This window comes from Rhodococcus mengyinensis, assembly GCF_048381435.1.
In the GTDB taxonomy this organism is placed as follows: Bacteria; Actinomycetota; Actinomycetes; order Mycobacteriales; family Mycobacteriaceae; genus Rhodococcus_F; species Rhodococcus_F opacus_D.
This window is the reverse complement of the sequence record NZ_JBLWIT010000161.1, coordinates 76,843-91,042: the sequence shown is the minus strand read 5'-3', so window position 1 is coordinate 91,042 and position 14,200 is coordinate 76,843. Positions and strand designations below refer to the sequence as shown.

General features: G+C 66.7%; 12 protein-coding genes and 1 pseudogene. 6 read left to right on the top strand and 7 right to left on the bottom strand.

The window, feature by feature from the left end:
• Positions 1-73 precede the first annotated feature (73 nt).
• The 4 genes from ACNJ7E_RS42970 to ACNJ7E_RS42955 are packed head-to-tail and all read right to left on the bottom strand — an operon-like array spanning position 74 to position 4,468.
• Positions 74-1,033: an AurF N-oxygenase family protein gene (locus ACNJ7E_RS42970; RefSeq protein ID WP_283332961.1), complete on the bottom strand. Its 960-nt coding sequence runs from the start codon at positions 1,031-1,033 to the stop codon at positions 74-76.
• A complete protein-coding gene (locus ACNJ7E_RS42965) occupies positions 1,030-1,962 on the bottom strand; it encodes a prephenate dehydrogenase/arogenate dehydrogenase family protein (RefSeq protein WP_418342637.1) in 933 nt (310 codons plus the stop codon). Before ACNJ7E_RS42965 ends, ACNJ7E_RS42970 begins: the two co-directional genes overlap by 4 nt.
• A complete protein-coding gene (gene pabB / locus ACNJ7E_RS42960; RefSeq protein ID WP_418342636.1) occupies positions 1,959-4,031 on the bottom strand; it encodes an aminodeoxychorismate synthase component I in 2,073 nt (690 codons plus the stop codon). Before pabB ends, ACNJ7E_RS42965 begins: the two co-directional genes overlap by 4 nt.
• Positions 4,031-4,468: a chorismate mutase family protein gene (locus tag ACNJ7E_RS42955; protein WP_317569268.1), complete on the bottom strand. Its 438-nt coding sequence runs from the start codon at positions 4,466-4,468 to the stop codon at positions 4,031-4,033. Before ACNJ7E_RS42955 ends, pabB begins: the two co-directional genes overlap by 1 nt.
• Positions 4,469-4,698: 230 nt before the next feature.
• Here ACNJ7E_RS42955 and ACNJ7E_RS42950 point away from each other — a divergent pair, with 230 nt between their 5' ends.
• Positions 4,699-5,634 (top strand): esterase/lipase family protein, encoded by a 936-nt coding sequence (locus ACNJ7E_RS42950; RefSeq protein WP_418342634.1) that lies wholly within the window; start codon positions 4,699-4,701, stop codon positions 5,632-5,634.
• A 27-nt stretch (positions 5,635-5,661) separates the two neighbouring features.
• Here ACNJ7E_RS42950 and ACNJ7E_RS42945 read toward each other — a convergent pair whose 3' ends face one another.
• Both ACNJ7E_RS42945 and ACNJ7E_RS42940 read right to left on the bottom strand, forming a co-directional pair.
• Positions 5,662-6,357 (bottom strand): GntR family transcriptional regulator, encoded by a 696-nt coding sequence (locus ACNJ7E_RS42945; RefSeq protein ID WP_418342633.1) that lies wholly within the window; start codon positions 6,355-6,357, stop codon positions 5,662-5,664.
• A gap of 47 nt (positions 6,358-6,404) precedes the next feature.
• Positions 6,405-7,547: an acyl-CoA dehydrogenase family protein gene (locus tag ACNJ7E_RS42940; RefSeq protein WP_054245384.1), complete on the bottom strand. Its 1,143-nt coding sequence runs from the start codon at positions 7,545-7,547 to the stop codon at positions 6,405-6,407.
• A 156-nt stretch (positions 7,548-7,703) separates the two neighbouring features.
• Between ACNJ7E_RS42940 and ACNJ7E_RS42935 the strand changes: the two genes are divergently transcribed.
• Both ACNJ7E_RS42935 and ACNJ7E_RS42930 read left to right on the top strand, forming a co-directional pair.
• Positions 7,704-9,236 carry an aldehyde dehydrogenase family protein gene (locus ACNJ7E_RS42935; RefSeq protein WP_418342632.1) on the top strand — a complete coding sequence of 511 codons (1,533 nt, stop codon included), beginning with the start codon at positions 7,704-7,706 and terminating at the stop codon, positions 9,234-9,236.
• 23 nt (positions 9,237-9,259) lie between these two features.
• Positions 9,260-10,192: an oxygenase MpaB family protein gene (locus ACNJ7E_RS42930; RefSeq protein WP_283332969.1), complete on the top strand. Its 933-nt coding sequence runs from the start codon at positions 9,260-9,262 to the stop codon at positions 10,190-10,192.
• Between the two features lie 38 nt (positions 10,193-10,230).
• Here ACNJ7E_RS42930 and ACNJ7E_RS42925 read toward each other — a convergent pair whose 3' ends face one another.
• Positions 10,231-11,469 carry a TetR/AcrR family transcriptional regulator gene (locus ACNJ7E_RS42925; protein ID WP_283332970.1) on the bottom strand — a complete coding sequence of 413 codons (1,239 nt, stop codon included), beginning with the start codon at positions 11,467-11,469 and terminating at the stop codon, positions 10,231-10,233.
• A 439-nt stretch (positions 11,470-11,908) separates the two neighbouring features.
• On the opposite strand from ACNJ7E_RS42925, the pseudogene ACNJ7E_RS42920 reads away from it, so the two are divergent.
• The 3 genes and pseudogenes from ACNJ7E_RS42920 to ACNJ7E_RS42910 all read left to right on the top strand — a co-directional run.
• Positions 11,909-12,334 (top strand): annotated as a pseudogene (locus ACNJ7E_RS42920) (3-hydroxyacyl-CoA dehydrogenase); the annotation flags it as partial.
• A gap of 1 nt (position 12,335) precedes the next feature.
• Positions 12,336-13,325, top strand: a complete 990-nt coding sequence (locus ACNJ7E_RS42915) for an NAD(P)H-dependent flavin oxidoreductase (RefSeq protein WP_317569209.1) — start codon at positions 12,336-12,338, stop codon at positions 13,323-13,325.
• Complete coding sequence (locus ACNJ7E_RS42910) at positions 13,322-14,113, top strand: enoyl-CoA hydratase (RefSeq protein ID WP_283332972.1); 792 nt, start codon at positions 13,322-13,324, stop codon at positions 14,111-14,113. Before ACNJ7E_RS42915 ends, ACNJ7E_RS42910 begins: the two co-directional genes overlap by 4 nt.
• The last annotated feature ends 87 nt before the right edge of the window (positions 14,114-14,200 follow it).

Below are 14,200 nucleotides of genomic sequence, written 5' to 3'. Positions count from 1 at the left end.
TCTCCGCGACACGTGGTGGGAAGGCTCCGAGCCTTCCCACCACGTGGCCCCGTCGGTTCCCGTCGCCGCGGAGTCAGGCCCACTCGAAGGACATCTCGCCCGCGACGCCGAGGTGCTTGCACAGCTTGTGGATGCCACCGAAATCCTGGACCAGTGCGGATCGGCGGGTGTCGTGTTCGGCATCGTCGATCATCGCCTGTCCGCCGCCCAGCTCCAGGATGTCGACGATGGTGTGCCACGTCGAGTAGTCGTTGCTGCTGAATGCCGTCATCGCGTCGACGAGCCCGTCCAGGAAGTGGTGGCGGTCGTCGGGGCTCAGCGTGTCGTAGACGACGACCGCGATGTCGTCGGCGATCGAGGCGTGACAGTACTCGTCGCGGTTGTGGAGGCGGACCGTCGCCCGGTTGACCGGCTGGATGACGTCGTTCTCGGAGATCAGGTCGAGGTAGGAGCTGATCGAGATCTCCGCCACCGTCATGAAGGCGAACGTGGTGATCGCCCGCTTCCTCGGGTCGGCGGCATCGGCAGTCGCCGCGCGTTGACGGCGCAACGTCAGGACGTCGGGAAGGGCGTTGTTCGGCATCGCCCAACCGCGTTGCCTGCGCGTGACCGCGCTCGCGTTCAGGTGCATGAGGGTGTGGTACTGCTCGTCGACCATCGCCTGGTGGACGGCCACGGCGAACGTGTCCCCGAGCCCGGTGTCCAGGGCATCGTGCGCGACGAGGTCGAACCCGGGATTGACCACGTACTGCTCGATGTCCATGACGTTCTTGTTGAAAGCGATCCAGGCCCAGGCCCGAAGCTGGTTCCGTTGCTCCTCGCGCATGCCGAGGAACCGATCGTGATCGGCGAAGGGCAGCAACTCGTTCGGGTAGTCCTGCTTGTCGAGATCGAACAGCGCGTCGAGGTCCGGTTCCGGCTTCTTCACGGTCGCCCGCTGTCCCCAGTTCCGGGCGAGCCGGGACACGACGGCGCTCTCCACCGGATCCGCCGGGTCGTACTCCGGGAGCGAGGGAGTCTTCTGGGGCGTCATGACGAATCTCCGTTCCTGTCCCACGACTGCGGCTGCCTGCGAACGAGATCGGTGAAGAGGTCGGCGCACAGCCGGGCGAGGGGTTCGCTCCGGTCGCCGAGCGTCGACGTCGAGCGGGACATGAGCGAGGCGAAATCGTCCTCCGAGCCCCGCTCGACGGTTTCCGTGAGAGTGGTCAGTGCGGCGGCGAGCGCGCGGCGGGCCTCGCCCGCAAACGGATTGCCCGCCTGGATGTCCCGGTAGACCTCCGGGACACCTCCGCCGACCCGCGCGAGGAGTGCGAGCGACACGAGATGGGGAGGGGTCCCCACCGCGGTGAGTTCGGCGCCGTCGACACCGAGGTCCGCGAGCGCGAGGCCGAACGCGAGGACGCCGGCGTGGGTCAGTGCCTGGGTCGCTGCCGTGAGCCGGTCGTGGTGTTCGGCGTCCAGGCGGACCACCGACGACCCCCAGCCGGACAGCACCGACAGGAACCATTCGACCTCATCGCTGTCCCGGTAGGTCACCGCCGCGACGGGGCGGCCCTCCGGTCCGAGGGAAGGCGCGAACATCGGGTTGATGCCCACCGCGCCGTTGCGCAACGCGCTGTCACGCAGGGCGGCGACGAATCGGGACTTCACGGACAGTGTGTCGACCAGCAGGGCGTGTTCGGGTAGCTCCGCGACGACGAACGGAATCGCCTCCAGCGCGACGCTTTCGGGGATCGCGAGGATCACCGCATCGGCGGCGTGCACCACCGCCCGCAGCTCCGGCGACGGTTCGGTGACGTCCGCCTTCACCTGATCCGGGTCGGACCGGTCGGTGAAGCGGATGTCGATGGTGCGCACCGTGTTTCCGTCGGCACGCAGCCGAGCCGCCATCATCCGGCCGACATCGCCGGAGCCGCCGATCAGCGCGACGGTCCGGGTGGATGCGGCCGGGACGTTCACGGCCCGATCTCGTTCGGCCGGTCTGCCGTCACGGTCAGTGCTCGCAACATGGTGGCGGCCTTGACCATCGCCTCGTCGAATTCCTCCTCCGGGTCGGAGAGGGCGGTGATCGCGCCGCCGATGCCGAACGTCACCTCGGTGTCCGTGGCGACGATGGTGCGGATGACGATCGACAGGTCGGCCGTCCCCGTCAGTGAGAAGTAGCCGATCGACCCGGAATACACACCGCGCGGCCCGGACTCGAGCCGGTCGATGATCTCCATGGTCCGGATCTTCGGGGCGCCCGTCATCGATCCGCCCGGGAAGGCGGCGCGAACGCACTCGACGACGGAGGCATCCGCGCTGAGGGTCCCGCGCACGGTCGACACGAGTTGATGCACGGCCGCGTACGTCTCGACGTCGAAGAGCTTGGGAACGTGCACGGATCCGGGAACGCACACCCGGGCCAGATCGTTGCGGGTCAGATCGACGATCATGAGGTTCTCGGCGCGGTCCTTCTCGCTGTCGAGCAGGTCCTGCCGCAGCGCCGCGTCCTTGGCGGGGGTCGCGCCGCGTGGCCGCGTCCCCTTGATGGGTTTGGACTCCACCACCCGGTCCGCGCCGATCCTGAGGAACCGTTCGGGGGAGGCGCTGAGGACGGACAGTCCGGCGAACTGGAGGTACGCGCTGTACGGGGTGGGGCTGATGGAGCGCAGCAACTCGAACGTGTGCAGGGGATCGATCGACTGGTCCACCGTCGCCATGTTGGTCAGGCACACCTCGTAGGACTCGCCGGTCCGGATCTCGCCGAGCGAGGTCGCGATGTGTTCGAGGTACTTGTCGTGCTCGTGGCGCAGGGCGAGCTCGGCGGACTCCGGCTTCCGGATCGGCGACACTGCGGTCGGCGGGTTGTCCGGCTCGGCCAGCCGATGCAGCGCCACCTCCATCTCGTCGAGCCAGCGGCGCAACTCCGGATCGTCCTGGTGATCACTCAGGCACAGCGCGTAGGTGCGCTCGCCGGAATGGTCGATGACGACGGCGCGGTCCGCGAACACCAGCGCGGCGTCCGGGGTGGGCGACTTGTGGGCCGCCGTGCCGCCGGTCTCGGCCTTCAGTTCGTAGCCGAGGTACCCCACGTAGCCGAGGCCGAACGGCACACCCGGGAGGTCGGGCACCGACCGGGCCTGCAGTTGCCGCTCGAGGTAGTCGAAGAACGGTGCATGTACCTGTTCGACCGGCAACCCCTCGCGAGTGATCCGGACGATCGCTTCGCTGACGTCGTACGTGATGTATTCGGCGCGTGGGCCGGAGCAATTGCCCATGATGGTGAACCGCGAATTCGGTTCCGATGCCGACGTCCCGTCCAGCCAGAACGCGTTGGGCCCGGACGCGAAGAGATCCTCGAATGTGGTGCGGGGATCGACTTCGTGGTCGACGCGCACCTGCTGGACCACGTACGGCGCGTGGGGAATCGGGATTCTGAGCATGGAACCGTGCGTGGGTGTCCCGGAATGCGTCTGCGTGAGATCGCGGAAGTTCGCGAGCAGTTCGTGACCGAAGGCGGTGCTGATCGACTCGGGGTGGAACTGGACGCCCCACAGCGGACGAGTGCGGTGACGGACACCCATCAGCAGGCCGTCGGCGGTCCAGGCGGTGGCCTCGAGGTCGTCGGGGAGATCCTCGACGATCAGCGAGTGGTAGCGGACCGTCGGAAACGGTGACGGAATGCCCGCGAAGAGTTCGGAACCGTTGTGTTCGACGAGGGACACCCGGCCGTGCATCGGTTCGGGTGCGAGAACCACACTGCCCCCGAACAGCTGGCACAACCCCTGATGGCCGAGGCACACGCCGAGGACGGGGAGTGCGGTCTCCGTGATGACGCGCGCACTGATGCCGAAGTCCCGTTGCCGCTCCGGGCGTCCGGGGCCGGGGGAGATGACGATGTTGTCGAAGTCGGACCAGGGGATCGAATCCCACTCCACATCGTTGTGCACGACCGTGGGGGGTTCACCGTTCACCTCGGCCAGGAGGGTGAACAGGTTGTAGGTGAAGGAATCGTAGTTGTCGACCAGGAGCGTCCGGGTACTCATCACGACTCGACATTCGCAGAGGGCACGGAACTGTGACGAACGTGGTGGTTGTCACGGTGGTCGTGGTGTCCGTTGTGGTAGAGCCCCTCGTCGGCGGGCTCCGCGTTGATCACGAGGTCCTCGAGCCTGCAGGTCTCGGCGATGAGAAGGTCGTAGAGCGAGTCGAAGAACTCCGGGGACAGTGAGTGGCTGTCCGCGTACTGTCGCGCCCGTTCGTGGACGATGTGGATCCGGCCGGGCTGCATCATGGCGATGTGCTCGCGTCGCTTCAGTTCGCCGATGCGCAGGCACACCTCCAAGCGCTGCCGGACCGCGTCGAGAAGGGTCGCGTCGACTGCGTCGAGTTCCGCGCGCAGACCGTCGAGTGCCTGCTGCGCCGAGGCGTCAGAATGCTCTCCGGAATCGTCGCCGTTCCGCTGTCCTACGGAGAAGTACATAATCGCCCCACTCACTCGATCGGCAGTAGCTTTCTCTTCCCGACTATCGTGTGTCGTTGGTGGTTCGTTTCCATGAGCCTCCCGGATGGCCGGGAGGACCGTGTTCGATCGGCCGAATACGAACCAGGTGGGTTATCACCCCCAGAGTCTCGATCTCGAGTTGAGACTTTGATGGACGGTTGGCTAACGTAACCTGAAGTCTATTTCCGCTCACTCAGGATACGAGGAATATGCGTATATCGTCGGCCAGTAGGGCTCTGATGTTCGTGCTGGCAGGCATTGTGATGCTGGGCGGCGCGGCACCAGCGGCAGCGGATCCCGTGGAAGCGGAACCCGCGCCCGTGGTCGATCCGTCCGTGCTTCCAGGGGCGAACGACTGGAGCTGTAAGCCATCCGCGGCACATCCGCGTCCCGTCGTGCTGGTGCACGGCACCTGGACGGGCATGGTGGGAACGTGGAAGGACCTCGCTCTGGCGCTCCACGCGGAGGGCTACTGCGTCTTCGCCCTCAACTACGGACAGGCCGCCGGTCTGACCGAGGGCAACATGATGCGCATGTTCGGCGGCGCCGACATCGCGGAGTCCGCTCAGCAGCTCGCCGGCTTCGTCGATCAGGTCCGCACCACCACCGGCGCTTCGCAGGTCGACATGATCGGGCATTCGCTCGGTGGCACGGTGTCCCGCCAGTACCTGCGGTTCGACGGCGGCGCGGACCGCACGAACCCGGCGCTGAACAAGGTGCACTCGCTCGTCACGCTCGGCGCCACCAACCACGGCACCAGCTTCGGGGACGTCCAATCGCTCGGCGCGATCGCGCAGGCACTGGGTGTGCCGGTCACGACGCTCGCCGGTGTCGCGGTCGGACCGTCCTACATCCAGCAGATGGTGGGCTCGCCCTTCCTTCAGCTCCTCAACGCGGGCGGCGACACCGACCCGGGCATCGAGTACACGGTGGTCGCGAGTCGCAGCGATACCGTGTCGACCCCGCCGGAGAACACGTTCCTGACGGCCGGTCCGGGGGCCGTCGTGCACAACATCTGGCTCCAGGACGGCTGCGACGCGAACACGGCCGAACACAATCAGCTGACCACCGATCCGCGGGCCGTGTACATCATCCAGCGGGCGCTGGACCCCACGTACGGAGATCGCAACCCCGCACCGTGCTGACCCGGCGCCGGGGACCGGTGGTGCCGGTCAGTCCCAGATGCCGACCTCGTCGAGATGCGCGACCAGCCGCTGGGCGCCGTCGATGAAGTGGGCCTTGTTCTCGGCACCCACCACGTCGGTCTTCCCGTCGGCGAGGGCGGCGATGAGACGGCGATGGCTGTCGACCGCCGACTCGCCCCAGGCCGGATCGGACGAATAGAACTGCACCGGGGTGTATCGGGTGGCGCTGAGCAGGAACCACGACAGCTTGCTCGCGTCGGCAAGCCGGTTGATGACCCGGTGGAACGAGAACTCGAGGTCCTCGATGCGGTCGGCGTCGCCGTCCTCGACGGCGCGCCGCAGTTTCTCGTTGATCGCGGTCAGCTCTTCCACGGCCTCCGGGGTGGCCGACCGTGTCGCGCGGACCGCGAGTTCCTCGGCGATCTGCCCCTGCAGCCAGAAGAGGTCGTGGATGTCGTCCCGGCTGAGCGGGGCGACGACGTACCCGCGGTGGGGAACCAGTTCGACGAGTCCCTCGCCCCGCAGGGTCAGGAGCGCCTCACGGACAGGTGTGACGCTGACCCCCAGGTCCGCCGCGGTCTCGTCGAGGCGGATGAAGTCACCCGGGCGAACGCCCCCGGACATGATCAGGTTACGGACGTGCACGGCGACGTCGTCCGACAGCTGGGGTCGACGGCGCAGGGTGCGGCCCGCTGGGGATCGTGACACGGAGGGCGATGCCATGGAGAACTCCTTCGATGCGGCAAACCAGCATAAACCGCAGGGGATGATTACAAGCCGTAGGTCTTGCCGATGATGTCGCGCTGAATCTCGTTGGTACCGCCGTAGATGGTCGACACGATGGTGGAGCGGACGTGCTTCTCCATGTCGAACTCGGTGGCGTAGCCGTACCCGCCCATCATCTGCATGCCCTCGAGCGCGACCTTCTTCGCCGTCTCCGTGACCTTCAGTTTGGCCATCGACGCCTCGCGGGCCAGCATCTTGTCCGGGTTCGCGTCGACGTCCTTGGCGACGCTGTAGACGAGCAGCTTGCAGCACTCGATCTCGGTCGCGAGATCGGCGATGCGGTGGCGCAGCGCCTGGAACGATCCGACGGGCCGCCCGAACTGCTTGCGCTGGGTGACGAAGTCGAGGGTGTCGGCGAACGCGCGCTGCGCGGTGCCGAGCATCATGGCGGCGAGGATCAGGCGTTCGAAGTTCAGGCCGGTCATCAGCTGGCGCCAGCCGTTGCCGACCTCGCCCACCACCGCGTCCTCGGGCAGGACGCAATCGGTGAAGTAGAGATCGTTGACCTCCTTGCCGCCCATCGTGTCGATGCCGCTGATCTTCAGCCCGGCGGTATCCGCGGGGACGTGGAACATCGTGAGGCCTTCGTGCTTGCCGTCGCCGCGCCCGGTGCGGGCCACGAGCAGGATGTTGTCGGCGAAGTGTGCGTTGGAGCACCACGTCTTCTGACCGTTGATCACCCAGCCGTCGGCGGTCTTCTCCGCGCGGGTGCTGAGGTTGCCGACGTCGGAACCGGCTTCCGGCTCGGACATCGAGATGGACTGTGATCGGCCGGCCACGATGCCGCGCAGCACGATGTCCTTCTGTGCGTCGGTCCCGAACTTCGCGTAGGCGCCGCCCGTGATCAGGGTGGGACCGATGCCGCCGATGGGGGCCATGCCCTTGGCGGCCTCCTCGAGCAGGATGCACATGTCGACGTGGCTGGCGGCCGATCCGTCGTACTCCTCGGGAATGGTGATGCCCAGCCAGCCCAGCTTGGCCATCTTCTCGTAGACGTCCTGATTGTGGTTGTGCTCGCCGTGATTCGTCAGCCTGTCGCGCTGCTCGCGGGTGCCGCTCTCGCGCTTGCAGAAATCGGCGATCGCCGACGCGAAGTCCTTTTGTTCACTGGTGAATTCGACGCTCATGTCCGGGGGACTCCTCGAGGTTGATTCGGCCGGCGAATCGGTCGGCCGGAGGTGACTGTGTGGGGCTTGCCGCGATGGGGTCTGCCGCATACTGTGATGTCCACTACATTACATCACATCACATATATTTGATGTGATCTCGAGGGAGGACAGACCATGCCACAGCAGGCGGAGACGACCGAGACGACGGCCGGCGCGCAGCCCGCGGCCTCGACGGAGCAGGCGCCGAAGACGTTCGCGTCCCTGGACCCGCGCAACGGCAACGTCCTGGCCGAGTACCCGATCCAGGGGGAGCAGGAGGTGCGCGAGGCCGTCGACGCGGCCCGAGCGGCCGCTCAGTGGTGGAACGCTCTCGGATTCGACGGCCGCAAGCAATGGCTCCTCGACTGGAAGAAGTCCGTCGCGCGAGACGGTGAGCAGCTCGCCGCACTCGTCGCCGCCGAAACCGGTAAGCCGTACGACGACGCGCTCCTCGAAGTGATGCTCGCCGTCGAACACCTCGACTGGGCCGCGAAGAACGCGGGCAAGGTCCTGAAGCGGCGCAAGGTGCCGTCGGGCCTGGTCAGCGCGAACCAGGCCAGCAGTGTCGGATACGAGCCGATGGGTGTGGTCGGTGTCATCGGGCCGTGGAACTACCCCGTGTACACGCCGATGGGGTCGATCTCCTATGCGCTGGCGGCGGGCAACACTGTCGTCTTCAAACCCAGCGAGCTGACCCCCGGGGTCGCGGTGTGGCTCGCCGACAAGTGGAAGACGCTCGTTCCCAACCAACCCGTGCTGCAGGTGGTCACCGGAGACGGGTCGACCGGCGCGGCTCTCGTCTCGGCCGGGGTCGACAAGATCGCCTTCACCGGATCTGCCGCCACCGGCAAGCGCGTCATGGCCGCGTGCGCCGAAACGCTCACCCCCCTCGTCGTCGAGGCGGGCGGCAAGGACGCCATGCTCGTCGACGCCGACGCGAATCTCGACGAGGCGGCCGGCTTCGCGGTGTTCGGCGCGATGGGCAACGCCGGACAGACGTGCGCCGGCGTCGAGCGCATCTACGTCGTCGACTCGGTGTACGACGAGTTCGTCCGACTGGTCGCCGAGAAGTCGAAGGTCCTGCACCCCGGCCCCCGGGACGCCGCCTACGGTCCGATGACGATGGCCGGCCAGTCCGACGTCGTCCGCGGCCACGTCCAGGACGCACTCGACAAGGGCGGATCCGCGGTGGTCGGCGGACTGGACTCCATCAAGGACGGCTACGTCGGGCCGATCGTGCTGACCGGCGTTCCCGAGGACAGCGCCGCGATCCGCGAGGAGACGTTCGGACCCACGGTCGTCATCAACAAGGTCGCCAGCCTCGACGAAGCGGTCACGAAGGCCAACGGCACCACGTTCGGGCTCGGCGCATCCATCTTCACCAAGGATGCGACGAAGGCGATGCAGGCTGCCGAGAAGCTCAGGACCGGAGTCGTGACGATCGGTTCGGTGCTCGGGTTCGCCGGTGTGGCGGCGCTGCCGTTCGGGGGTGTCGGAGATTCGGGCTTCGGCCGCATCCACGGCGCCGACGGTCTGCGTGAATTCAGCCGGGTCAAATCCATCGCCAGGCAGAAGTTCGCGGCTCCGCTGAACCTGCTCACCATGCAGCGCAAGTCGCGGGACATGAAGATCTCGGCCTGGATGTTGAAGAACCGGCACGGACGCTGATCACACGGCAGGAGGGTATTCACATGCTGATGAAGACCAAGCGTGCCGACACCGGCGCGCCGGGCGAGGTTCCGCGGGGCAGGCACGGCTGGCGGCGCCGCATCGAGGAACTCGACCCGATTCGGGATCACCAGGAAATCCATCGCATCACGGCCGGCTACGAATTTCCGTGGGACTACCAGCGATCCCTCGAGTTCGCGCTGTTCCGGACGTACTGCGTCCCCACCATTTCGGAACTGCTGCAACGCACCGGTGAGTTCGAGAAACGGCCACAGAAGCGGTACGACGACACCGCGCTGCTGATGGCCGAACTCGTCGAACACGGCTACGACTCCGAGCGCGGCGTCGAATCGCTGCGCGTCGTGAACCGCATGCACGGCAAGTACGACATCGACAACGACGACATGCTGTACGTGCTGACCACCTTCATCTACGAGCCGATCGACTGGATCGACCGCTTCGGGTGGCGGCGGCTGACCCCGAACGAGCGTCTCGCGTGTTTCCATTTCTACCGCCAGGTGGGAATCCGAATGGGAATCAAGAACATTCCCGAGCATTTCGAGGACTTCTACCGGTTCAAGGTGGACTACGAGCGGAAGCATTTCCGGTACACCGACGACAACCATCGCGTCGGCACCTACACGCTGAAGCTGTTCTGTTCCTGGTTTCCGGCGCCTCTCCGGCCGCTCGTCGCTCAGGGGGTCTACGCCCTCCTCGACCCGATGATGCTGTCGGCGTTCGGGTTTCCCGCCGCCCCGATCTGGCTGCAGAACGCGTCCCGCCGTGCGCTGCGGATCCGTGCGAGGTTCGTGCGCTTCCTGCCGCCGCGGCGGGAGTCCAAGGCCGCCCGGGATCGGCACAACCGGAGCTATCCCGGATACCCGGTCGGCTACCGTCCCCGGGATCTGGGCGCGGACAGCGACAATCACCGTGGAGCCCGTCGACAGGTCGCATGACGGCTGTGCCCCTGGGCGACTCGTCCAGGGACACGGCCTCAGTGGCCCAGTAGTACCGCCGTCATCAGGGTGTGGAGACGCGCACGCGACTCCTCGCGGGTGTCGAAGTGGACCAGTCGGCCGATATCGAGAACCAAACCCAGCGCCGCGTGAACCAGGAACCGTGCCTCCGGAGCCGAGAGTTCGGAGCGCACGGTGGTCACCAGGTGGACCCACTCCTCGACGTGCAGGCGCTGCACGTTGCGGAGATTGGTCCGCTCGTTCTTCGGGAGATTCCCGATCTCCGCGAAGTACACCGACAGCACTTCCGGGTTCCGGAAGGCGAGTTCCAGATAGGACTCCGCGAGTGTGCGGAGTGCATCCTCGGGGCCGGTGGCGGTGGACAGCGCTGCCGAGGTAGCCACAGCCAGCCGGTCGGACGCGCGGTAGAACACCGCCGCGAGAAGGTCGGCCTTGCTGGGGAAGTGGCGGTACACGCTCGACGCGTTGATGCCGGCCGCGGCGCCGATTTCTTCGATGCTCGAGTCGTGATAGCCGTGCCGGTCGAATATCTTCACGGCCTCGTTGATCAGCAACTCGCGCTTGGACGTCACCGCCAGGCCGCGTACCGCACCTGTGCCCGCATTCCTTCCGTCGGCCGGGACGGCGGGAGGCAGTGTCGCGTGCAGGATCGATTCGCACGCCGACTCGAGTAGCGCGCCGAGCCGGCGCGTCGCGAGGGTGGTGCGGTGTGCGCTGATGCTCCCCATCACGCTCAGTGTCGACGCCCCCAGTGTCGTGGCGTCGACGGACGTGAGTTCGGGGCGCAGTTCCCGCAGGGGGCCCGCCACGCACTGGGTGACGTGAACGAAGACGTCGCGGATTCGCGTGCGATCCTCGGCCTCGAGGTACCGGCCCTCCCAGCGGTAGAGCCCGGCGACCTTGCGGTTCTCGATGGTATTCGCGACGAGCGCGGAGATCAGATGGTCGAGGCGGTCTCCGGGCTCGCGTTCGGCCATCCCCTCGAGCGCGCCGTCCGCGGCTGCCTGCAGAGCGTCGGCCGTCGTGGTGGCGGCGTGTACGAGCAGGGCGTACTTGTTGGGGTAGTGCCGGTAGAGGGCGGGGCCGGAGATCCCGATGGTGGCCGCGATCTCGTCGACGCCGACCGCGTGGTAGCCGCGCTCGCTGAAGGCCTCGGCAGCGACGTTCGCGATCTGGGCCTTGCGGTTCTTCGGGCGACGGCGGATCGGCCGCTCGGTGGCGGCACCGGCCGTCGTGCTGGTCCGAGCCACGGTCACCTCCAGTAATCGGCAGTCATCTGCCAGTTTAACTGTCGATCATCTTAACCGAGACTTTCGCATCGTCTGGTCGGCTGAGGGTTGCGTTCGGAGAAATCGTCACGCCGCATTCTCGGAAAATGCCGGTGAATCCGGCCGCCAAGGTGTCGTGGGGGTATTGACACGTGAGGAACAGGCGGAATAAGTTAACCGAAATTCGCATATGTCCGCGGTCTCTCCTGACGGTCGTGCGCTCCTGGATCTCACATTTCGAACTATCGGAGGTAGCTGGAACATGAGTGCAACCCGGCAGAGCGGGCAGGCATTGATCTTCGACGCGATCAGAACCCCTCGTGGACGGGGCAAGAGCAACGGTGCCCTGCACGGCACCAAGCCCATCGACCTGGCGGTCGGGTTGATCGAGGAGATCCAGGTCCGGAATCCGAATCTGGACCCGGCGCTGATCGACGAGTTCGGCCGCAAGGGTCGCTCCACAGGCGCCGGCTTCTACGAGTACGCGGACGGTAAGCGCGTCGGATTGTGGTCCGGGCTCGAGATGTTCCGGCGCGATGGTGCGCACACCGAGATCCCGTTCGAGGACATCAAGGAGCGGATGCTCTTCATCGAGGCCGTCGAGACGGTCCGATGCCTGGAAGAGGGGGTGCTCGAGTCGACCACCGACGCCAATGTCGGTTCCATTCTCGGCATCGGGTACCCCGGCTGGACCGGTGGCGTGGCCCGCTACATCGACCAATACGCGGGCGGGATCCAGGGGTTCGTCTCCCGGGCGCAGCTGCTGGCCGCGCGGTACGGCGACCGATTCCTTCCACCCCAACTACTGCTGGACAAGGCTGCCGCAGGCGGCACGTTCGAAGAGGTGAACTGAGATGAGGACGAAATTCACCGAGGCCTTCGGTGTCGAGCATCCGATCGTCCAGGGCGGCATGATGTGGGTCGGCCGTGCCGAACTCGTAGCGGCCGTGGCCGATTCGGGGGCGCTCGGATTTCTCACCGCGCTCACCCAGCCGACTCCCGAAGATCTCGTTGCGGAGATCGCCCGCACACGGGAGCTCACCGACAAGCCCTTCGGTGTGAATCTGACGATCCTCCCGTCGATCAACCCGCCGCCGTACGCCGAGTACCGCCAGGCGATCATCGATTCCGGAATCGGGATCGTCGAGACCGCCGGCTCCAATCCGGTGGACCACCTCCCGCACCTCAAGGACGCGGGGATCAAGGTGATCCACAAGTGCACGAGCGTGCGGCACGCGGTGAAGGCGGAACAGGTGGGTGTCGACGCGGTCAGCATCGACGGCTTCGAATGCGCAGGGCACCCGGGTGAGGACGACGTCGCGGGCCTGATCCTGATCCCGGCGGCCGCCCGAAAGCTCACGATCCCCCTGATCGCGTCCGGTGGTATCGCGGACGCGCGTGGTCTCGTCGCAGCACTCGCACTCGGCGCCGACGGCGTGAACATGGGCACCCGATTCATGTGCACGGTCGAATCCCCGGTGGCACACGCCGTCAAGGAACAGATCGTCGCCAACACCGAACGCGACACCGAACTCATCTTCCGCTCCCTTCGCAACACCGCCCGCGTCGCGACCAACGCGGTCAGCACCGAGGTGGTCGACATCGAATCCCGTGGCTGCGAATTCGCCGACATCCAGCATCTCGTCGCCGGAGCCCGGGGACGCACGGTGTTCGAAAGGGGCGATCTCGACGCCGGAATCTGGACCGCTGGACAGAGCCAGGGCCTGATCGACGACATTCCGACCGTGCGCGAACTCGTGACCCGGATGGTCACGGAGGCGGAATCGATCATTACCGGACGGCTCGCGAGCACGGTCGACTCGCGCATCGGAGCGGTGTCGTGACCGCCCCGGCGGTCGACGGGCTGCGCGTCGTCAACGAGGCCGGGATCCTCCGGATCACGATCGACCGCCCCGACCGGATGAATGCCCTCGACCTGGCACACATGACGGCACTGGGCGACGTGCTCACCGCAGCCGCCACGGACTCCTCGGTTCGCGTCGTGATCATCGCGGGGGCGGGCAAGGCCTTCAGCACGGGCGCGGACCTCGCGGCGGCCGCCGCGGCCGGGGGCCGGGAAGCGCCCGCGGAGGTGGTGATGGACTCCGCCAACCGGGTGGTTCGTGCCATCGTCGAGTTGCCGGTCCCGGTCATCGCGCAGGTGAACGGGGCGGCCGCGGGTGTCGGGGCGTCCATCGCGCTGACGGCCGACCTGACGTATGCCTCCGAGAACGCCTATCTACTTCTTGCGTTCGTCAACATCGGGTTGATGCCAGACGGCGGTTCCAGCGCGCTGATCGCGGCGTCCGTCGGCCGGGCACGGGCTACCCGGATGGCACTCCTCGGAGAGCGCCTGCCCGCCGCGCAGGCGGAGCGGGACGGCCTGATCGCGGGCGTCCTCCCTCCGGACGAACTCGCCGCGCACGTCGATGCCGTGGCGGCCCGGCTCGCTCGTGGTCCGAGGCGGGCCATCGAACTCACCAAGCGGGCACTCACCGCAGCGACGCTCACAGCTCTGGACGCATCACTCGACCGCGAGAAGGCGGGTCAGGCGGAACTGCTGCAGGCCCCCGACTTCGTCGAAGGCGTCACCGCGATGCTCGCGAAACGCGCTCCGAACTTCCGGAGCTGATGCGAATTGCGGTTAACAAGACTGTTCCGATAGACGTCGAGATCTGTAATACTCGTCACAGCTCGGTGCGGGTCCGAACAGGCAGAC

Coding starts and splice junctions, on each gene's coding strand:
- ACNJ7E_RS42930 (WP_283332969.1), top strand. CDS start 9,260: ATGCTGATGAAGACCAAGCGTGCCGACACCGGCGCGCCGGGCGAGGTT.
- ACNJ7E_RS42955 (WP_317569268.1), bottom strand. CDS start 4,468: ATGTACTTCTCCGTAGGACAGCGGAACGGCGACGATTCCGGAGAGCAT.
- ACNJ7E_RS42950 (WP_418342634.1), top strand. CDS start 4,699: ATGCGTATATCGTCGGCCAGTAGGGCTCTGATGTTCGTGCTGGCAGGC.
- ACNJ7E_RS42935 (WP_418342632.1), top strand. CDS start 7,704: ATGCCACAGCAGGCGGAGACGACCGAGACGACGGCCGGCGCGCAGCCC.
- ACNJ7E_RS42940 (WP_054245384.1), bottom strand. CDS start 7,547: ATGAGCGTCGAATTCACCAGTGAACAAAAGGACTTCGCGTCGGCGATC.
- ACNJ7E_RS42915 (WP_317569209.1), top strand. CDS start 12,336: ATGAGGACGAAATTCACCGAGGCCTTCGGTGTCGAGCATCCGATCGTC.
- ACNJ7E_RS42945 (WP_418342633.1), bottom strand. CDS start 6,357: ATGGCATCGCCCTCCGTGTCACGATCCCCAGCGGGCCGCACCCTGCGC.
- pabB (WP_418342636.1), bottom strand. CDS start 4,031: ATGAGTACCCGGACGCTCCTGGTCGACAACTACGATTCCTTCACCTAC.
- ACNJ7E_RS42970 (WP_283332961.1), bottom strand. CDS start 1,033: ATGACGCCCCAGAAGACTCCCTCGCTCCCGGAGTACGACCCGGCGGAT.